Source organism: Pigmentiphaga sp. YJ18, from assembly GCF_038066655.1.
GTDB lineage: Bacteria > Pseudomonadota > Gammaproteobacteria > Burkholderiales > Burkholderiaceae_B > Pigmentiphaga.
The window spans coordinates 2,745,504-2,764,355 of sequence record NZ_JBBUKU010000001.1 but is presented as its reverse complement, the minus strand read 5'-3'; the positions used below and the strand labels follow the sequence as shown (position 1 = coordinate 2,764,355).

Sequence of the window (18,852 nt, the reverse complement as noted above, 5' to 3'; positions counted from 1 at the left end):
GGCAAAACGAGCCACTTTTCCATGCCGCGCGCTCAGTAGGAGATTGACAGGAGCACTTTACTACCAAACGGAGTCCAGTACTTCTGGGACAACAATGGACGACCGATCGTCAGTGGCAAGGTTCACTTCTACGTTCCGAATACTACGACGCCCAAAAACACCTATCAGGATGTCGAACAGACCATCCTGAACCCCAATCCCGTCGTCCTGAACGCCCGGGGCGGCGCAACGATCTGGGGAACGGGGGCGTATCGGCAAGTGGTGTACGACCAGTTCGGCAACTTGGTGTGGGACCGGTACGTCACCGACACCTCGTTCGCGGCGACACAAGTAGCGGAGGGCGTTCAGCAGAATCTGGAGACCTTCCAGGGTGAACTGGAGAGCTCCCCGGGTGCGCAACTCGTTGGGTTCCAGCAGGTGGGCACGGGAGCCGTGCTGCGGCAGGCCTTGGAGAAAATGCGGGAATGGGTAAGCCCCGAGGACTATGGTGCAGCGGGTGATGGAGTCACCCCTGATGACGCGGCATTTGATCGCCTGGCCACTGCGCTGGCGTCGGGTGTAGTGCAAAACGTCCGCTGCCAAGCCAAGACCTATCTATTTGAGTCGCCGACGCGGTTCGACGTGAATGCGGCACCTGGGGAAATCACCTTCGTTGGTGATAGAACGATATTCAAGTTCGGTGGGCTGACGGGGGCGAGGCCCTTTGTGTTCAGGAACGGAAGCGGGTTGACGGTACAGGGGATAAATTTCGTCTGCACCCGTACCGATATTTCGCAAAATTGCCTGGACATCATGAATTACAGCAATGTGTCCGTTGAGCAATGCTCATTCCAGGGCGCTACCTTCTATGGACTTGGCATCTACGAGGACACAATCGGCGGCACAGCCACGGCTTGCAACAACATCACGGTTAGGGGAAACACCTTCCGTGACGTTGGTGTTTTCGGATTTGAGCACTTCCCCAAAGTCACGTCTGACGGTTGCGAGATATACGAAAATATATTTATCAACTGCGGCATCAACCCGCTGGGTATTGCCACTGATCCAGCAGCCATGAAACCCGGGCAGGCCACAAAAAACGCCCGTGTCCATGACAACAAGATTTTGGGAGCCCCGCATGGTGGGATTTTCCTCGGGCAATACGAAGATATTGAGGCATACAACAATACGATTGTTGATCCGGTTTCTTATGGAATATCGCTAGGGGTGTACGCGTCGCACTCCAGTGGTTACATCCCATCTAATCGAATGGCGCTCGTGCGGGACAATACCGTAAGGTATTCCCCTGGATTTGCGAACGACGCGGCCTCTATCAACGTGAATGGAACTGCAACCGAGAACGGCCCCGTCATTGTGTCTAATAACACAGTTATTGGGGGCGGCCAGCGGGCGCTTGAATGCACGCCAGCCACGGCAATTCCCAATATTTCTTTTGTTGGGAATACAGTTGATGGAAACACTGGCTTGCTGCCCGTTCGAATTACTTCCGCTGGTGGGGCCGCGCCTGTCGCCGTTGCATTCACCGACAACACGGTTATCAACCGAAATTATTCCCTAGCAACTCATCGAGTTGAGTTCAACGGATGCCCAAACCCGACCATTCTCCGGAACAAGTTTGTCGACATGGGGACCAATGCACTTCAATTGACCTCATGCTCTGGTGTTGTTAGCGTCGAGAGCAATGTTTTTGACGGCTATAACGTAACGAACGCGTCGAATGTGGGGGCAATTAATGTCAATGACACCTCCTCAACGACGTACTCCGTACGGAACAATACCCTGAAAAACGGCAACGGATACCCCAAAGCTTTATACAACGGCAATAGTGCGACTCCAGTTGTAAATATGAGTGGCAACGCTATCCCGGGCGGCGGCGTTGCGATGCTAATTAACTCGACTCCTACCATTTCCGTCAATGGTGCAATGCCGGTGGCGCAACGTGGGCGCCTGAGAACATTTCAAGGGACAGCCGCCCCAACGACGGGCGGAGTTTATATAGCGGGGGACAAGGTAGAGAACACTTCCCCCGCGGCAGGCGGAGTGGTCGGGTGGGTATGTACGGTTGGGGGTTCCCCTGGAACCTGGAAGTCGTACGGTGGTATTTCTTCATAGGGAGAATTGGCATGGCGTTGATGAAGACCGTTTCCACGGCGCAAGGGTTTGAGGCGTTAGACGCGTACCATCGCGTTGAGGCACCCGCAATGGAGGGGAAAGACTTGATGCAGTTCACGTTGCGTTCCTATGTCAGACGTGAAGGGCTGCCTTTCTTTGCGGAAAAATACTTCCGGTGTCCATTCGACCTCGGCGGCTCCAACCCGTATCAACAAGCATACGCGTACTTGAAATCATTGCCCGAGTTCTCCGGGGCAGCGGATTGCTGATGGACCGGCAAGAGCGGTTCCGTCTGATCGACCCACGTATACCGCTTTCCTGGCTTATCGGAGGCGCGATCTTTGTCGGGTGGGGTTTGATCCAGATGTGGTTCACGCTGAATCAACTCGTGTCCGACGTTGGCAAATTGTCGGAGGCCATCAAGAACTCCAGCGAGGCATCGATGGTGACGCAAAACAAGCTTGCCATTATCGAATTCCGCCTGGGTAACGTCGAATACAACCTAGGGCTGATCGGCAGGAAGCCCAAGAAGCCGGTGGACAAGGAGGACGACAAGCCATGAGGGAAGAACTCACCCGGCTTCTTCGCGGTGACGAGGGCGAAGTCCTGCACGCCTACCAGGACCATCTCGGCTTCTGGACGGTAGGGGTTGGACGTTTGATCGACAAGCGCAAGGGCGGCGGAATCACGCCCGACGAGTCGGCCTACCTACTGGCCAACGACATCGCGAGGCGAGAGGCCGAGCTAGACCGCAGGCTGCCATGGTGGCGCAAGCTGGACCCAGCCCGTCAAGGCGTGCTGCTCGCCATGGCCTTCCAGATGGGCATAGACGGCCTGCTGAGCTTCAAGAACACCCTGGCGGCCGTGCAGCGCGGTGACTATGCCGCCGCCAAGGCCGGCATGCGTGACAGCCTATGGGCTCGGCAGACACCTGAGCGGGCGCAACGAATGGCAGACCAGATGCTGACCGGCACCTGGCAATTCAAATCGGGGACATGAAATGCGCCTCATCGACGATGCCCATACCGTCTGGCACCGCCTCTGGTCGGTGCGCCTTGCGCTGCTGTCGGCGCTCTTCGCGGCGGCCGACGTCGCCCTGCCGCTGTGGCAGGGTCTCCTGCCGGCGCGCACCTTCGCCGCGATCTCGACGCTGCTGGCGGTGGCCGCGGCGATCGCGCGGGTCATTCAACAGCCGGCGCTGCGCGGCGATGGCGATACGGAGCGGCGGCCGTGAGCATCCTGTCCGCGCTGGCCGGCTGGAAGGGCTACGCGGCCGTGGCGGCGATTTCCGGCGTCGTCGCGGGCGCTGGGGTGGGTGTGGTCCAGAAATGGCGCTACGGGGCTGAAATCTCGGCCCTGCAGGCCACCCGCGCGCAGGAACTGCAGGCGGCGAGTGACGCTGCGTATCAGGCGTCCGAGAAATACCGGACGCTGGAACAGATCCAACAGGAGGCAGCCGATGCTGCACGAGAGCAATTTCAGGCCCAGCAGGCTGCCGCGTCGGTCGCTGCTGCCGGCGCTGCTGCTGAGCTTGGCCGGCTGCGCCAGCAGCTCGACGCCCTTGCCCGCCGTGGTGGTGACCCCGCCGAAGCTCCCGACGCCGGACCTGGCGCTGATGGTGCCACCGACGGCGCCGCCGTGCTGCGGTTCGTGGTCGGCCAGTGCGTCGACCGATATATCGACGTGGCGGCAGAGGCTGACCGGCTCGGGGCCAGACTGATGGGGTTGCAGGGGTACGTGCGGGCTATTCGGTAGTGACGCGCTCGGCCCGCACGGCCGACCAGAAATAGTGACGGTGCTTGTTGTGTCTGGCCTGCTTTCGGACGAATCGGATCCGGACCCGGCCGACATGCTCGACGGTGATCAGCACGCTGGGGTTGAGGTTCGTGGCGGTTGCGGGGTCGGGCAGCGCATTGGTCGCGTGGGCGATGGCCTCGCCGTGGATCTGGCCAAGGATGCCGTTGTCGTCTTTGTCCATCACTTCGGTTTCCTACATGGACAGAGAGTATAGGATGCTGGGAAACGGCCTCGACTGGATGCGAGGCGGCCGGTCAATAAATCCCCCACCACCCCAACAAAAAAGGCCGCCGTAGCGACCTTTCAGGAATGACGTAAGTCATTGATTAGACTGGCGGAGAGGGTGGGATTCGAACCCACGGTACGGGGTTACCGTACGCCTGATTTCGAGTCAGGTACATTCGACCACTCTGCCACCTCTCCGTGCACCTTTCAGTGCTTGCCTGGCCCGTGGCCGGAACCAGACAACAGCCCGCAACTATAGCACAGAAATTTGCGCTGTGTCCTGCCGTCGCTAATCCGTGATTTTCTTGTACACCGTGAGCCCCAGCACCAGAAAGATCACGAACAGGATCAGGAACAGGAAGAACAGGAACTTGGCGATGGCGGCCGCGCCGGCGGCGATGCCGGTGAATCCGAACAACGCGGCGATGATCGAGACCACGAAAAAGATCAGTGCCCACTTCAACATGGCTGGCTCCTCCGGGATGTAGGTTTTTCAACCGTAACGCACCCCGGGGGATCAGGCAGGCGACGAATGTTACGGAGTGAGTCGCTCTACCCCGCCCATGTAGGGCCGCAGGGCCTCGGGCACGACGATGCTGCCATCGGCCTGCTGGTAGTTCTCCAAAACCGCGACCAGCGCCCGTCCCACGGCCAGGCCGGAACCGTTGAGCGTATGCAGCAGTTCGGGCTTGCCCTGGGCGTTGCGGAAGCGCGCCTGCAGGCGGCGGGCCTGGAACGCCTCACAGTTGGACACGGAAGAAATCTCGCGATACGCGGCCTGGGCCGGCAGCCAGACTTCCAGGTCGTAGGTCTTGGCGGCGCCGAAACCCATGTCGCCGGTGCAGAGCAGGACGACGCGGTACGGCAGGCCGAGCTTGCGCAGCACGGCTTCGGCGTGGCCGACCATTTCCTCGAGGGCGTCGTAGGAGCGCTCGGGATGGACGATCTGCACCATCTCGACCTTGTCGAACTGGTGCTGGCGGATCATGCCGCGGGTGTCGCGGCCGGCGCTGCCCGCCTCGGAGCGGAAGCACGGGGTATGCGCGGTCAGCTTGATGGGCAGCGATTCGGCGCTGACGATCTCGCCGCGCACAGTATTGGTCAGGGTGATCTCGGAGGTGGAGATCAGGTAGAGGTCTTCGCGCGGCACGGCGTCGCCGTTCTCGTCGACCGATTCGCCGCCCTTGGTGACCCAGAACATGTCGTCCTTGAACTTGGGCAGTTGGCCGGTGCCGACCAGGGTGGCGGTGTTGACGATGTAGGGCGTGTAGCACTCGGTGTAGCCGTGCTCGCCGGTCTGGACGTCCAGCATGAATTGCGCCAGGGCCCGGTGCAGGCGGGCGATGGGGCCGCGCATCAGGGTGAAGCGCGAGCCGGACAGTTTGACGGCGGTCTCGAAGTCCAGGCCCAGCGGTTCGCCCAGAGCGACGTGGTCCCTGGCCTCGAAGGGCAACGGCGCGGGGTCGTTGCCGTCGCGGCTCCAGCGGCGCACCTCGACGTTGTCGTCGCTGGAGGCGCCGCCGGGCACGCTGGCGTGCGGCAGGTTGGGCACGGCCAACAGCAGGTCCTGCAAATCGCGCTGGATGCCGGCCAGGTCTTCCTCGAGCGCTTTCAGGCGGGCCGGGATGGCCTGGGATTCGGCCAGCACGGCGGAGGCGTCCTCGCCCTTGGCCTTGAGCATGCCGATCTGCTTGGCCAGCGCGTTGCGGCGGGCCTGCAGGGTTTCGGTCTCCGTCTGCACCGACTTGCGCCGCGACTCGAGCGAGTTGAAGCCGTCGAGGTCTAGCGTGTAGCCCCGGTCCTTGAGCCGGGCGGCCACAGCCTGGGTGTCTTTGCGCAGCAGAGCGATATCGAGCATGGGAAAAAGCCGTGTTGGGAGGAGGAAAAAAGGTCGCCCCGGCGGGCGGCGCGCGAGGCGGCCTGGCCGGGGTATTCCGATTTTAGCCTCCCCGGCCCGCCTTCACCCCACGGGGGCCTCCAGCCCGGGCAGGCTCGCTGCCGCCCCGGTGTTCTGCTCCAGGGTCAGCAGGCGCCGGAGGGTGTCGCGCAGCGCCGGTCCGGCGGCGCCCTCGGCCTGCGCCGGCAGGCGGCGCGCGACGAATCCGTCGGGCCGCACGAGCACGGCGCCGCCGTCCGCCACCGGATACAGCCGGCCGAACTTGGGTTCGTCGGCCCGGTAGTGGCCCTCGGGGCCGACGAGCACGACGCGCAGGGCCACGCCCAGTTCCCGCCCCACGGCGCGGGCGGCCTGGGTCCAGGCCTGGGCATCGCGCTGCACGACCAGCGAGAAGGCGGTGCCCCACAGGTCGACGGTGGACAGCCTGCGACCGGCGGAGTCGTACAGCCAGACGTGGGGTGCGCGCACGCCGGGCACGGTGCTTTCCTCGTAGTGTTCCAGGGTGGCGCGCGGCGGCTCGTCGCCATCGCGGATCACGGCGGCGGAGTCGTAGACCGTGCCGAGCTGGAAGCCGGTATGCAGCACGCTGTTGTCGCCGTGCGGCGCGACGCATTCGCTCAGGAAGGCGATGGCTTGCGGGCTGAAGGTCCCGTTCAGGCTGACGCCGGGCTCGCCCACGGCGATGGCCGCCGCGATGGCCTGGAAGTTGAGCGAGTTGTAGGTGGCCGCCTTGACGGTAAGCAAGGCCTTGCCCTTGCGCTCGACCTCGTAGGTGTCGAGCAGGGTATCGGGCGCGGCGCCGCGCAGCACCAGGCCCAGCTTCCAGGCGAGGTTGTTGGCGTCCTGCACGCCGGTATTGGCGCCGAAGCCGCCCCAGGGCGAATGCCAATGGGCCGCGTCGCCCGCGAACAGGACGTTGCCTTCGCGCCACTTGCGCAGCAGGCCCGTCGTATAGTCGAAGCGGTAGACGCGGACGATCTCGACGGGCAGGCCCGGCATGCCCAGCGCGCCGCGTATCCGCTCAAGCAGGGCATCTGTATCGGGCAGCGGATCCTCGTCGTGGCGGAAGCTGTACCGCCACAGCCCCGTGTCCGGATGCTTGCTGCCGAACCAGCCGGCGTAGCGTGGATCCAGCACGAAGGAATGGAAGTAGCCGTCGCGCCCCAGGGTGTCGTCCAGGTCGGCGCGAAACTCGGCCAGCACCTGGTTGCCGAAGGTCGGCCCGTGGTCCTCGCCCCGGCCGATGCGGTTGCGCACGAAGCTGCGGGCACCGTCGCAGGCCACGAGGTAGCGCGCGCCGACCTCGCGCTGCGTGCCCGCTTCGAGTTCCTTCACCGACAGCCGCACGCCGCCGCCCAGGTCCTCGACGCCCACCACCTGGGTGCCGAAGTGCAGCGCGACGCTTTGCCAGGCGGCCGCCTGGTGGCGCAGCGCGGCCTCGTAGTCGGAGGCCGGGACCTTGCGCGGATAGACGGGCGCGAGCTGCGCCCACTTGTGTTCGTATTCCGCGTCGGTGCCCAGCGAGGAGCGGACGTCGGCCACCGGCCCCTGGGCCACGCGCACGTAGAAACCCTGGCCATTGGAACGAGGAATGGACCACCCCTTGCCTTCCAGCAGTTCCCAGACGCCCCATTGCCGGTAAAGCTCGGCGGTGGAAGCATGGACGTACTGGCCCTTGGGCAGCACGGTTGTGCTGGGGCGCTTCTCGAACAGCGCGACACGCAGCCCTTCCCTGCCCAGCAGATAGGCCAGCGCGAGGCCGACGGGGCCGCCGCCGCAGATGGCGACGTCGACCTGCATCACGGACGCGCTCATGCTTGTTCTCCCACCGCGCTGCGGCGCATGCGTTCCGGGTCCTTGTTCCATTCGGACCACGATCCGACGTACAGCCGGGGCCGGATACCGGCTTCGGCCATGATCATCGCGACCAGGGCGGACAGGACGCCGCCGCCGCAGTACACCACGGCCTCGCCGTCGGGCTCGAGGCCGGCCTGCGCCAGCAGGCGGGCCCGTTCGCTGGCGGGCCGCAGCCGGCCCGATGGGGTCCAGAACTCGGAGGCGGCCAGATGCCGGGCGCCGGGAATATGCCCGGCCAGGTAAGACGCCTCGTCCCGCGCATCGACCAGCACGGCGCCGTCCGGCAGCTGCTCGACCTCGTCCACCTCGATCTGCGGCAGATCTCCTCCGGCCAGGGCCAGGACTTCGGGCAACCGGCGCCGATGGGGTTCGTCGCCGCGCGCCAGCGCGCCGCCGGCGGCGATCCAGGCCTTCAGTCCGCCATCGAGCAGGAACACCTTGGCGAGTCCGGCCCAGCGCAACACCCACCAGCCACGGGCGGCCAGCGCCGGGGTGGGGCCGTAGACGACGATCTCGGTGTCTCGGCCCACGCCCCAGTTCCGCAGGGTGTCGGCCAGTTGCCCAAGGCCGGGTAGCGGCAGGTTGCCGCTCGCCGGGGTGGGTTCCGCCGCGAATGCATCGCGGATCTGGCCATGGACGGCGCCGAAGATGTGGCCATCGCGGTACGCGCGGTATTCGATGTCCGGGTCGCCCAGGCGGACATCGACGAACAGCCTGTCGTCGTTCGGGCAGGCCAGCAGGTCCTCGGCCTGCACGAAGGCCGGCTCGAGGACGTGTCCGCCGCGAACCGATACGTGAGTCATATCCATAGTTGGAAAAGTCATTGGCATGTTGTTGGAAACGGCCCGAGCATTGTTGGCGAGCGCCCGGCCCGGGGCGTTACCGCCCGCTGAACAGCGGGGCCGGACGCGAATGGGGGTAAATGCTGCCCACCTGTTCAGTCCAGGGTAAGCCCGCCGCGGCGGCCGCTCCTAGAATGAAACCGCCCCATACGGCCCCCACCGAACAACCGCCAGGAGACAACGACAAGTGGTGCCGCTCCGCCTTCTCCCGACCCGCCCCCACGCCTGGGTGGCCGCCGCCCTGCTTGCGCTATGGCTGCCCCAGCCGGCCGCCGCCCAGCCCTATCCCAACCGCCCCATCAAGGTGGTGATGGCCTGGAGCGACGGCTTCCCCGCCAACTCCACGCGCCTGTTCGCCAAGGAACTGTCGGAACGCCTGAAGCAGCCCGTCGTGGTCGAGATTCAGCAGGGCGCGGGCGGCGAAGTCGCGGCCCGGCACGTGAAGAACGCCGCCCGCGACGGCTACACGCTGCTGGCCACGGGCACCTCGGTCACGACCTCGTGGGCGCTGCGCCCGGGCAACGTCGATCCGGGGGCCGACCTGCAGCCCATCGCGCAACTGGTCGCCACGCCGTACGTCATCGTCGCACGCGCGGGCGCCTACGCCGATTTCGACAAGTTCCTGGAAGGCGCCCGCAACAGCCGGAAGAAGCTCAACTATGCGTCGCCCGGCGTGGGCTCGGGCATGCATTTCCTGGGCGAGATGATCAAGACCTCGGCCGGCATCGACATGGTCCACATTCCCTACGCCTCGGGCGCGCGCCAGTTGCAGGCCCTGCTGGCGGGCGACGTGGACATCGCCATCATTTCACTGGTGACAGCGCTGCCGCAGATCAAGATCGGCAAGCTGGACGCGCTGGCGGTCAGCACCGCGGCGCGCAGCCCGGAGCTGCCCGCGGTACCGACGCTGACCGAGAAGAAGCTGCGCGGCGTGCCCGCCATCTCGTCCTGGATCGCACTGTTCGGTCCGGCCGGCCTGCCCGCCGATATACTGGATGCGCTGTCCTCGCAGATCACCGCCGCCGCGGGCAACGACGACGTGCGCAAGCTCGTCGCCTCGTGGGGCGCCGAGGTCCCGGACACGCGGCGGGCCAGCCTCGAACAGGTCGTGCAGACAGAGAAGACGCTTTGGTCGAAGGTGGCGAAGGAGAAGAATATTGTCGATCCCAACTGACGCCCACGATTCGCCCCACCTTTGCTATTGCGGCGGGGACTACGGCCGGGTCTCGGTCATGGCGTCGGGCGTCGAGCTGGCGGACCACGCCCGCGACTGCGTGCAGGTGCTGGTGAACATGCACCAGGAACCGCTGCCGGTCCGCCTGAACGGCGGCTTGCACCGCCTGGACCAGTTCCGCGCGCTGGTCATCCATCCCCGGCAGACCTATGCCATCCCGCCCGCGCCGGGACGCGCGCGGCATCCGGGACAAGTCGGATCCATCCTGATCAAGGCCTCGCCGCTGTTGAACGACAGCGCCGGGCCCGTCGGCCATGCCGGGGACGACGATCCGGTCGACATGATCACCTTGCCCGGTCCGCTGCGCACCGACGCCATGCAACTGATAGCGGAACTGTTCCGCGCCGGCCCCGACCCGCGAACGGTGTCGCAGGGCGTCCGGGCGCTGTACCAGGCGGCCGTGGTCCGTTCGCTGGAGAAACGGACGCGCGACGCCTCCCGCGACGTGGCATTCCAGGCCGACAGCCTGGAAGAACGCGTGGGCCGCGACGCCCGTGCCGGCCAGTTGCGCGACCTGGAGGACTTCGCCGCGTTCCGGCGCGGCGCGGACACCTATGGCGTGTCCGAGCGCTACTTCTACACCCTGTTCCGGCGCGCGACGCGGATGACGCCCCGCGCCTACTACAACATGCGGCGCCTGGACGCCGCCTTCGCGCTGCTGGCCGGCGAAGCGAAAAGCATCTTCGAGATCACCTACGATCTGGGCTTCAGCGCCCCGCCCCACTTCACGCGCTTCATGAAAAGCAACACGGGCTGGACGCCGTCGGAGTACCGGCGCCGGGTGCGGGGCATGCCGCCGTCGCTGCGGCCGCATTTCGCCTGCGGAGCCGCCGCCTAGCCCTTCTTCGCTTCCTTGTCCAACTCACGCAGGAAGGCGAGCTTCTGGCCGATCTTGGCCTCCAGCCCGCGGTCGGTGGGCTGGTAGAACTTCGCGCGCACGCCGTCCGGAAAGTAATCGACGCCGGCCGCATAGGCATGCGGTTCGTCGTGCGCGTAGCGATACTGCTTGCCGTGCCCCAGTTGCTTGAGCAGCTTGGTGGGTGCGTTGCGCAGGTGCATGGGTACGGGCGCGCTGCCGTTGTCGGCGGCGAAACGCCTGGCCATGTTGTAGGCGTTGTAGACGGCGTTGGACTTGGCGGCGCAGGCCAGGTAGACCACCGCCTGCGCCAGCGCCAGTTCGCCCTCGGGCGACCCCAGGCGCTCGTATACGTCCGCTCCCGCCGTGGCGATGTCCAGCGCGCGCGGATCGGCCAGGCCGATGTCCTCGACCGCCATGCGGATCAGCCGGCGCGAGAGATAGCGCGGGTCCGCGCCGCCGTCCAGCATGCGGCAGAACCAGTACAGCGACCCATCCGGATCCGAGCCGCGCACGGCCTTGTGCAGGGCGCTGATCTGGTCGTAGAAGGCGTCGCCGCCCTTGTCGAAGCGGCGCAGGTTCTGCGACAACGCGGTCTCCAGCCATTCGGCGTCGACCTGCGTGCGCCCCGCCCCGCGCGCCGAATCGGCCACCACCTCGACCGCGTTGATGACCCGGCGGGCATCACCGTCGGCCCAGGCCGCCAGTTGCGCCTGCGAGGCTTCGTCGAACTCGATGTCGCCCAGCATGGCGATGGCCTTGGCGATCAGCAGCCGCAATTCGTCGGCGGTGAGCGATTGCAGCACGTAGACCCGCGCCCGCGACAACAGGGCGGAGTTCACCTCGAAGGACGGGTTCTCGGTGGTGGCGCCAATGAAGGTGAACAGGCCGCTTTCCACATAGGGCAGGAAGGCGTCCTGCTGGGCCTTGTTGAAGCGGTGCACTTCATCGACGAAAAGAATGGTGCGGCGCCCCTTCAACTGCGCGGCCTGGGCGGCGACCACCGCGTCGCGGATGTCCTTGACCCCGCCCAGCACGGCCGACATCGCGATGAACTGGGCATCGAAGGAGTTGGCCATGAGCCGCGCCAGCGTGGTCTTGCCCACGCCCGGCGGCCCCCAGAAGATCATCGAATGCGGCCGCCCCGACTGGAAGGCCACGCGCAGCGGCTTGCCCGGTCCCAACAGATGGCTCTGCCCGACCACCTCGTCCAGCGTGCGCGGCCGCAGCCGCTCGGCCAGCGGCGCGGCGGCGTCGGGCACCTTGGCGGCCGGGGGCGTATCGTCGGGGAACAGGTCGGACATGGATGAAAAATGCCGGTCAGCGGCCGCCGGCAGGCGCCTGTCCGCCCATGCGCACCACGTCCACGCCGGCGGGCGCCGTGAAGTGGAAGCTGTCCTGCGGCAGTTGCGGATTGCGGGCGATGCCGCTGAAGGTGATGGCGGTGGTCTGGCCGAAGGCGTCCAGCAGCTCCAGGCGGGCCGGCAGGCCGTCCTTGAAGGCGATGTCCACGCGCGAGAAGCCCGCGTCCGGGGTCTTGGGCGTGGCGCGCAGCCACTGCAGGCCGTCGCGCTCGGGCTGCTCGGCCACGTTGAAGGATTGCTCCAGCGAGCCCGATCCGAACAGGATCTGCGCCGGCGAGGAACCGATGGCCTGGCCCACGTCGCGAACGGTGACCTGGCTCAGGTCGGGGTCGTACTGAAACAACTGCTTGCCATCCGAGACAATCAGTTGTTCGTACGGCTTGGCCACTTCCCAGCGGAAGCGCCCGGGGCGCTGGAACGAGAAGCTGCCGGACTGCGCCGGCGCCGCCTGCCCCGAGGATCCGCGCGTGACCTGCGAGAAGCTGCCGCGCGCGGACTGGGTCTTGCTTGCGAAGGCATGCAACTGGTCGATGGCGCCCGCCAGCGCGGCGCCCGGCAGGGCCAGGGCCGCGGCCAGGCCGGCGCCGGCAGCGGCGCGGGCCAGGAAGGCGGTGGTCTTGGAAACAAACGTCATAGGGGACTCTCCGTAGCGCAGCGCGGCAGGACCGGTCATTCGTCCTGGCTGGCGGGGGCGAGGATTTCCCGGTTGCCGTTGGACTGCATGGCGGAAACCATACCCGAACGCTCCATCTGTTCGAGTAAGCGGGCGGCACGGTTGTAACCGATGCGCAGGTGGCGCTGCACCAGCGATATCGAGGCGCGGCGGTGCTTGAGCACCACTTCCACCGCCTGGTCGTACATGGGGTCGGACTCCGCGTCGCCCATGCCGGTCACGCTGCCCAGGCCATCGCCGGTCTCGCCCTCGATGGAGCCTTCCAGGATGCTTTCCTCGTAGTTGGGCTCGCCCTGCGACTTCAACTGCTCGACCACCCGGTGCACTTCGTCGTCGGTCACGAACGCGCCATGGACGCGGGTGGGCAGGCCCGAGCCCGGCGGCATGTACAGCATGTCGCCCTGGCCCAGCAGCGCCTCGGCGCCCATCTGGTCGAGGATGGTGCGCGAATCGATCTTGGACGAGACCTGGAACGAGATCCGGGTCGGAATGTTGGCCTTGATCAGGCCGGTGATCACGTCCACGCTGGGCCGCTGGGTGGCCAGGATCAGGTGGATGCCGGCGGCGCGGGCCTTCTGCGCCAGGCGGGCGATCAGTTCCTCGATCTTCTTGCCCACCACCATCATCAGGTCGGCCAGCTCGTCGATCACCACCACCACCATGGGCAGCGGCTGGAGCGGCTCGGGCGAATCGGGCGTGAGCGAGAACGGATTGGGGATGGGCTCCTCGCGCTTGATGGCGTCGTGGATCTTGGTGTTGTAGCCGGCCAGGTTGCGCACGCCCATCTTGCTCATCAGCCGGTAGCGCTTGTCCATCTCGGCCACGCACCAGTTCAGCGCGTTGGCGGCCTGGCGCATGTCGGTCACGACCGGCGCCAGGAGATGCGGGATGCCTTCGTAGACGCTCATTTCGAGCATCTTCGGATCGATCAGGATCAGGCGTACCTGGCTGGGGTCGGCCTTGTACAGCAGCGACAGGATCATGGCGTTGATCCCCACCGACTTGCCCGAACCGGTCGTGCCGGCCACCAGCAGGTGGGGCATCTTGGCCAGGTCGGCCACCACCGGCTTGCCGGCGATGTCCTTACCCAGCGCCATGGTCAGCACCGACGAGCTGCCGTGGTAGGTTTGCGAGCCCAGGATCTCGGACAGCTTGACGGTCTGGCGCCGCAGGTTGGGCAGTTCCAGGCCCATCAGGTTCTTGCCGGGGATGGTCTCGACCACCCGGATGCTGACCAGGCTCAGCGCCCGCGCCAGGTCCTTGGCCAGGTTGACGATCTGGCTGCCCTTGACGCCCACCGCCGGCTCGATCTCGTAGCGGGTGATGACCGGACCGGCCTGCGCGGTAACGACGGAGACCTGGACGCCGAAGTCGGCCAGCTTCTTCTCGATCAGGCGCGAGGTGAACTCCAGGGTCTCGGTGGAAACGGTTTCCTGGGCCGGCGGCGGCGGATCGAGCAGGCTGAGCGGCGGCAACTGGCTATCGGTGATCTCGGCGAACAGGGCCTGCTGCTTTTCCTTCTCGACGCGCTCGGACTTGGGTACCACGGTAACCGCCGGCTCGATGCGCACCGGCTGCTCGTGGACCAGTTTTTCCTGCTTGGCGACCACGACCTCGGCGCGGGCCTGCACGGCCACCTCGCCCACCTTGCGGTCTTCGCGGGCCTGCCAGGAGTTCCTGACGCCGCGCAGCCCCAGCTCCAGCCAGGAGCCGATCTTCTCGGCCACCACCAGCCACGAGAAGCCGAAGAACAGGCTGGCGCCGATGGCGAACAGGACCAGCAGCAGCAGGGTCGCGCCGGTATAGCCGAACGAGGACGAGGCGTACTTGGCGATGCTCTCGCCTATCATGCCGCCGCTGCCGTGCGGCAAGGATTCGCCGAAGGACCGCAGGCGCAGCGCCTCGAGCCCGACCGAGCCGGTCATCAGGGCGCAAAATCCCAGGCCCTGCTCCCAGCGCACCCGCTGGGGCACGTCGGATTCGGAGCCGCCGCGCAGGAACTGGTGGGCCAGGCGCAGGTAGCTGGCGTAGACGCGCTGCAACAACAGCACGACGAACCACCAGGCCGAGGCGCCGATCAGGAACAGGATGAGATCCGCCAGCCAGGCGCCGAAACGGCCCCCGCTGTTGTGGACATGGTCGATCTGCACGGCGTGCGACCACCCCGGATCGCCCGAGTTGTAGGTAGCCAGCACCAGGGTCAGATAGACCGCCAGGGCGGCGAACAGGATCCAGCGCGCCTCGCGGAACAGGCGGGACAGGCGGCCGGGCAAGGCACCGGTCGAATTGCCGGTGTTCTGCGAATTGCGGGTATTCCCCGCGGTAGCGGTACGTGCCATGGGCTGATTATAAGTGGCAGGCGCCCGGTCAAGCTCCCCGGGCGCTATCGCAGCCATAGAAATATACAATTCCGTTCGCCCCGCCCCCGGCAGGCTCCGGGGTTGAAAACGCGCCGGGGCGGGATCACCTATGATGACGGTTGCAAATCGGGCGCTCGGCGCCAGGAAATTGTTGAGATCATGAGCCAAGACAAACACGCCAAAGTCCTCGTCCTCGGGTCGGGGCCGGCCGGGTATACCGCCGCCGTCTACGCCGCCCGGGCCAACCTCTCGCCCATGCTGATCACCGGTGTCGAACAGGGTGGCCAGCTGATGACGACGACCGAGGTGGACAACTGGCCCGCCGACGTCAATGGCGTCCAGGGGCCGGAACTGATGCAGCGCTTCCAGCAGCATGCCGAGCGCTTCAACACCGACATCGTCTTCGACCACATCCATACCGCGCACCTGGACCAGCGGCCGTTCAAGCTGGAGGGCGACTCGGGCACCTATACCTGCGACGCGCTGGTCATCGCCACCGGCGCCTCGGCCAAGTACCTGGGCCTGCCGTCGGAAGAAAACTACAAGGGCCGCGGCGTCTCGGGCTGCGCGACCTGCGACGGGTTCTTCTACAAGAACCAGGACGTCGCCGTGGTCGGCGGCGGCAACACGGCCGTGGAAGAGGCGTTGTACCTGGCCAACATCTGCCGCACCGTCACCCTGATCCACCGCCGCGACAAGTTCCGCGCCGAGCCCATCATGGTCGACAAGCTCAACGAGAAGGTCCAGGAAGGCCGAGTGATCCTGAAGCTCTTCAACGAGCTGCAGGAGGTGCTGGGCGACGATTCGGGCGTGACCGGGGCGCGCCTGCGCGACAACCAGACCGGCCAGACCGAGGACATCGCCGTCACCGGCGTGTTCATCGCCATCGGCCACCAGCCCAACACCGGCATCTTCAAGGGCCAGGTGGAAATGAAGGACGACTACATCATCACCCGCAGCGGCCTGAACGGGCTGGCCACGATGACCTCGGTCCCCGGCGTGTTCGCCGCCGGCGACGTGCAGGACCACGTGTACCGCCAGGCCATCACCAGTGCCGGCACTGGCTGCATGGCGGCCCTGGACGCCCAGCGCTGGCTGGATGGCGAAGCTGTATAACCCCCCCTACGCGCTTACGCGCGCCCCCCAGGGGGCGATGCCAGCGGACCGGCGGAGCCGGATCCGCGGCATCCTGGAGTAAACATCGGCTGGCGGACGATGGGGCAGTAAAAAGGGGGCTGAAATGGGCAAATCCAGTAGCGGTAGCGGCCTCTCAGGTCTGAAGGCGTTGCAGCGGGAATTGCAGGAGCGGCGGCTGGCGGCGGAGGCCGCTGAGCGGGAAGCTCGGCAGAGGGCCGAGGAAGCCCGGCGGGCGGCGGTCGAATTTCGGGCGCTGGTGGGCGGGGTGGTGCCGCTGAAGGACACGGGCAGGGTCGATCCCTCGCCGGTCGCGCCCGCCCCCCTTCCCTACAAACGCTGGGAAGACGACTCCGAGGTGCTGCGGGAATCCATTTCCGACGACTACGGCGCCGACTGGCTGATCGATACCGACGACACGCTGTCCTACCGCCGCACCGGCCTGGGACAGGACATCGTGCGCAAGCTGCGGCGCGGCCAGTGGACGGTGCAGGCCCAGCTCGACCTGCACGGCCACCGGGTCGACGAGGCTCGCGAGGCGCTGGGGGAATTCCTGCGCGCCTGCGTGAAGCAGGAGATGCGCTGCGTGCGCATCATCCACGGCAAGGGGCTGGGGTCGAAGAACCGCACGCCCATCCTGAAGGAAAAGGTGCGGCGCTGGCTGGTGCAGAAGGAAGAAGTGCTGGCCTTCGTCGAGGCCCGGGCCAACGATGGCGGTTCGGGCGTGGTGCTGGTGCTGCTGCGGGGCCCGGACCGGCCGGCCTGACCCCGAAGGTTTTCAACGCTTGGGCATTGCCTCGGGCGAGAAATGCGCCGGTGCGTCGTCGCGGCGCTTCTGGCGCCATTCCATGATGGTCTTGAGCAACAGCGTCAGCATGGCCATGCAGGCCAGCAGCGCCGCAGCCGTGAAGGCGGCGGCGGTCTTGTAGTCGTTGTTGAGCTGCTCCACCAGCAGCGGCAGCGTCAGGGTCTGGTTCATGATGGTGCCGGACACCACCGACACCGCGCCGAACTCGCCCACCGCCCGGGCATTGGTGATGACGATGCCGTACAGCAGCGCCCACTTGATGTTGGGCAGGGTCACGCGCCGGAAGATCTGCCAGCCGGACGCGCCCAGCGACAGGGCCGCGATTTCCTCGTCGGCGCCCTGGGCCTGCATCAGCGGGATCAGGATGCGGGCCACGTAGGGCGAGGTCACGAACACCGTCACCATGATGATGCCGGGCCAGGCGAACATCAGCTGGATGTCGTGGCTGTACAGCCACTTGCCCAGCGTGCTTTCCAGCCCGTAGACGACCAGATAGCACAGGCCCGCCACCACGGGCGAAGTCGCGTAGGGAATGTCGACCAGCGTGGTCAGCAGCCGCCGGCCGAAGAAGTCGTAGTGGGTCACGCACCAGGCCAGCAGGATGCCGAACACCAGGTTGATCGGCACCGTCGCCAGCGTGGTCAGCACGGTCAGGCCGATCGCGTGCTTCATGAAGTCTTCGTCCAGGTTCTGGGCCAGCAGGCTCCAGCCGCCCGACAGCGCCTGCGAGAAGATCAGCGCCAGCGGCACGACCAGGATCAGCAGGGTCAGCACGACGCCCAGCGCGATCAGCAACCATTGATGGACGAGAGTGGGCCGTTTGTTGGTCATGGCAGTCGAGTCAAGTACGGCGAAGCAGTCGCCCCTGGACGACTTGCAGCAGGAACAGCAGCAGCAGCGAGGCGATCAGCACCACCGAGGCGATGGCGGCCGCGGCGGGATAGTCGAACTCCTGCAGGCGCACGAAGATCATCAGCGACGTGATCTCGGTCTGGAACGGGATGTTGCCGGCGATCATGATGACCGCGCCGAACTCGCCCAGGCTGCGGATGAAGGCCTGCGAAGCGCCGGAGATCAGCGCCGGCACCAGGCTGGGCAGCAGCACGCGCCAGAATGTCTGCCAGCGCGTGGCGCCCAGCGTGGAAGCGGCTTCCTCGAACTCGGGCTCGAGGTCTTCCAGCACGGGCTGGAGCGAGCGCACGATGAACGGCAGGCTGGTGAAGATCATGGCCACCACCAGCCCTGGGTAGGCATAGGAAATCTTGATGCCCAGCGGCTCGAACCAGCGCCCGAGCCAGCCGTTGGGCACGAACAGCGCCGACAGCGTGATGCCGGCCACCGCCGTGGGCAGGGCGAACGGCAGGTCGACCAGCGCGTCGATCAGCCGCCGGCCGGGAAAATCGTAGCGGGAGATGATCCAGGCCAGCACGAAGCCCACGCCGGAGACGATGACGGTCGAGTAGAACGCCCCCGACACCGTGATCTTGTAGCTCTGGACCACGCGGGGATCGGAGATGGCGCGCCAGTACTGGGCCCAGGTCATGTCGCCGACGTACAGCAGCAGGGCCGACAAGGGCACCAGGATGACCAGGCTCAGGAACAGCACCGAGAAGCCGAAACTCGGCACGAAGCCGGGCAGGACCGGCGGACGGCGGAAAAAGCGGAAGGACGGATTCACGGCGTAGGCGGCGGG

General features: G+C 66.1%; 20 protein-coding genes and 1 tRNA gene. 10 read left to right on the top strand and 11 right to left on the bottom strand.

The features are described from left to right. Positions 1-261 precede the first annotated feature (261 nt). The 6 genes from WKR98_RS13250 to WKR98_RS13225 are packed head-to-tail and all read left to right on the top strand — an operon-like array spanning position 262 to position 3,867. Positions 262-2,112: a right-handed parallel beta-helix repeat-containing protein gene (locus WKR98_RS13250; protein WP_341433545.1), complete on the top strand. Its 1,851-nt coding sequence runs from the start codon at positions 262-264 to the stop codon at positions 2,110-2,112. Positions 2,113-2,123: 11 nt separating this feature from the next. Beyond that, complete coding sequence (locus tag WKR98_RS13245) at positions 2,124-2,381, top strand: hypothetical protein (RefSeq protein WP_341433544.1); 258 nt, start codon at positions 2,124-2,126, stop codon at positions 2,379-2,381. Next, positions 2,381-2,674, top strand: coding sequence for a hypothetical protein (locus WKR98_RS13240; RefSeq protein WP_341433542.1), 294 nt, complete (start codon positions 2,381-2,383; stop codon positions 2,672-2,674). The genes WKR98_RS13245 and WKR98_RS13240 overlap by 1 nt, the downstream gene beginning before the upstream one ends. After that, positions 2,671-3,111: a glycoside hydrolase family protein gene (locus WKR98_RS13235; RefSeq protein ID WP_341433540.1), complete on the top strand. Its 441-nt coding sequence runs from the start codon at positions 2,671-2,673 to the stop codon at positions 3,109-3,111. Before WKR98_RS13240 ends, WKR98_RS13235 begins: the two co-directional genes overlap by 4 nt. Before the next feature lies 1 nt (position 3,112). Next, positions 3,113-3,346 carry a DUF7940 domain-containing protein gene (locus tag WKR98_RS13230; protein ID WP_341433538.1) on the top strand — a complete coding sequence of 78 codons (234 nt, stop codon included), beginning with the start codon at positions 3,113-3,115 and terminating at the stop codon, positions 3,344-3,346. Further along, positions 3,343-3,867: a DUF2514 family protein gene (locus WKR98_RS13225; RefSeq protein ID WP_341433536.1), complete on the top strand. Its 525-nt coding sequence runs from the start codon at positions 3,343-3,345 to the stop codon at positions 3,865-3,867. The genes WKR98_RS13230 and WKR98_RS13225 overlap by 4 nt, the downstream gene beginning before the upstream one ends. Here the strand turns inward: WKR98_RS13225 and WKR98_RS13220 are convergent. The 6 genes from WKR98_RS13220 to WKR98_RS13195 all read right to left on the bottom strand — a co-directional run bounded on the left by WKR98_RS13220 (position 3,857) and on the right by WKR98_RS13195 (position 8,697). Beyond that, positions 3,857-4,090, bottom strand: a complete 234-nt coding sequence (locus WKR98_RS13220; protein WP_341433534.1) for a hypothetical protein — start codon at positions 4,088-4,090, stop codon at positions 3,857-3,859. The two genes, WKR98_RS13225 and WKR98_RS13220, sit on opposite strands and share 11 nt — an antisense overlap. A gap of 151 nt (positions 4,091-4,241) precedes the next feature. After that, positions 4,242-4,332 (bottom strand) — tRNA-Ser (locus tag WKR98_RS13215). A gap of 91 nt (positions 4,333-4,423) precedes the next feature. Then, positions 4,424-4,600: a DUF1328 family protein gene (locus tag WKR98_RS13210; protein ID WP_124688512.1), complete on the bottom strand. Its 177-nt coding sequence runs from the start codon at positions 4,598-4,600 to the stop codon at positions 4,424-4,426. Between the two features lie 69 nt (positions 4,601-4,669). Continuing rightward, positions 4,670-5,992 carry a serine--tRNA ligase gene (gene serS / locus WKR98_RS13205; RefSeq protein ID WP_124688511.1) on the bottom strand — a complete coding sequence of 441 codons (1,323 nt, stop codon included), beginning with the start codon at positions 5,990-5,992 and terminating at the stop codon, positions 4,670-4,672. A 102-nt stretch (positions 5,993-6,094) separates the two neighbouring features. Continuing rightward, entirely contained in the window at positions 6,095-7,846 is a 1,752-nt protein-coding gene (locus WKR98_RS13200; RefSeq protein ID WP_341433532.1) for an FAD-dependent oxidoreductase, read from the bottom strand. Further along, complete coding sequence (locus tag WKR98_RS13195) at positions 7,843-8,697, bottom strand: sulfurtransferase (RefSeq protein WP_161567737.1); 855 nt, start codon at positions 8,695-8,697, stop codon at positions 7,843-7,845. The genes WKR98_RS13200 and WKR98_RS13195 overlap by 4 nt, the downstream gene beginning before the upstream one ends. Before the next feature lie 223 nt (positions 8,698-8,920). Between WKR98_RS13195 and WKR98_RS13190 the strand changes: the two genes are divergently transcribed. Both WKR98_RS13190 and WKR98_RS13185 read left to right on the top strand, forming a co-directional pair. Then, a complete protein-coding gene (locus WKR98_RS13190; protein WP_124688508.1) occupies positions 8,921-9,904 on the top strand; it encodes a tripartite tricarboxylate transporter substrate binding protein in 984 nt (327 codons plus the stop codon). Continuing rightward, positions 9,888-10,802, top strand: coding sequence for a helix-turn-helix transcriptional regulator (locus tag WKR98_RS13185; protein WP_341433531.1), 915 nt, complete (start codon positions 9,888-9,890; stop codon positions 10,800-10,802). Before WKR98_RS13190 ends, WKR98_RS13185 begins: the two co-directional genes overlap by 17 nt. On the opposite strand, the gene WKR98_RS13180 is transcribed toward WKR98_RS13185, so the two are convergent. From WKR98_RS13180 to WKR98_RS13170, 3 genes are read right to left on the bottom strand one after another with little or no spacing between them, the layout of a single operon-like run. Further along, on the bottom strand, positions 10,799-12,124 hold the full coding sequence (locus WKR98_RS13180; protein WP_341433530.1) for a replication-associated recombination protein A: 1,326 nt from the start codon (positions 12,122-12,124) through the stop codon (positions 10,799-10,801). The two genes, WKR98_RS13185 and WKR98_RS13180, sit on opposite strands and share 4 nt — an antisense overlap. Before the next feature lie 16 nt (positions 12,125-12,140). Further along, the gene (lolA, locus tag WKR98_RS13175) at positions 12,141-12,818 is read right to left on the bottom strand and encodes an outer membrane lipoprotein chaperone LolA (protein WP_124688505.1); all 678 of its coding nucleotides are present in this window, start codon (positions 12,816-12,818) and stop codon (positions 12,141-12,143) included. Between the two features lie 35 nt (positions 12,819-12,853). Continuing rightward, complete coding sequence (locus tag WKR98_RS13170) at positions 12,854-15,196, bottom strand: DNA translocase FtsK (protein WP_124688504.1); 2,343 nt, start codon at positions 15,194-15,196, stop codon at positions 12,854-12,856. A 180-nt stretch (positions 15,197-15,376) separates the two neighbouring features. On the opposite strand from WKR98_RS13170, the gene trxB reads away from it, so the two are divergent. Then, positions 15,377-16,333 carry a thioredoxin-disulfide reductase gene (trxB, locus tag WKR98_RS13165; protein WP_124688503.1) on the top strand — a complete coding sequence of 319 codons (957 nt, stop codon included), beginning with the start codon at positions 15,377-15,379 and terminating at the stop codon, positions 16,331-16,333. 124 nt (positions 16,334-16,457) lie between these two features. After that, positions 16,458-17,117 carry a Smr/MutS family protein gene (locus WKR98_RS13160; protein ID WP_124688502.1) on the top strand — a complete coding sequence of 220 codons (660 nt, stop codon included), beginning with the start codon at positions 16,458-16,460 and terminating at the stop codon, positions 17,115-17,117. A gap of 12 nt (positions 17,118-17,129) precedes the next feature. On the opposite strand, the gene cysW is transcribed toward WKR98_RS13160, so the two are convergent. Together cysW and cysT are read right to left on the bottom strand one after the other, a co-directional pair. Then, positions 17,130-17,990, bottom strand: a complete 861-nt coding sequence (gene cysW, locus WKR98_RS13155; RefSeq protein WP_124688501.1) for a sulfate ABC transporter permease subunit CysW — start codon at positions 17,988-17,990, stop codon at positions 17,130-17,132. Between the two features lie 10 nt (positions 17,991-18,000). Further along, the gene (gene cysT / locus WKR98_RS13150) at positions 18,001-18,837 is read right to left on the bottom strand and encodes a sulfate ABC transporter permease subunit CysT (RefSeq protein ID WP_124688500.1); all 837 of its coding nucleotides are present in this window, start codon (positions 18,835-18,837) and stop codon (positions 18,001-18,003) included. Between the last annotated feature and the right edge of the window lie 15 nt (positions 18,838-18,852).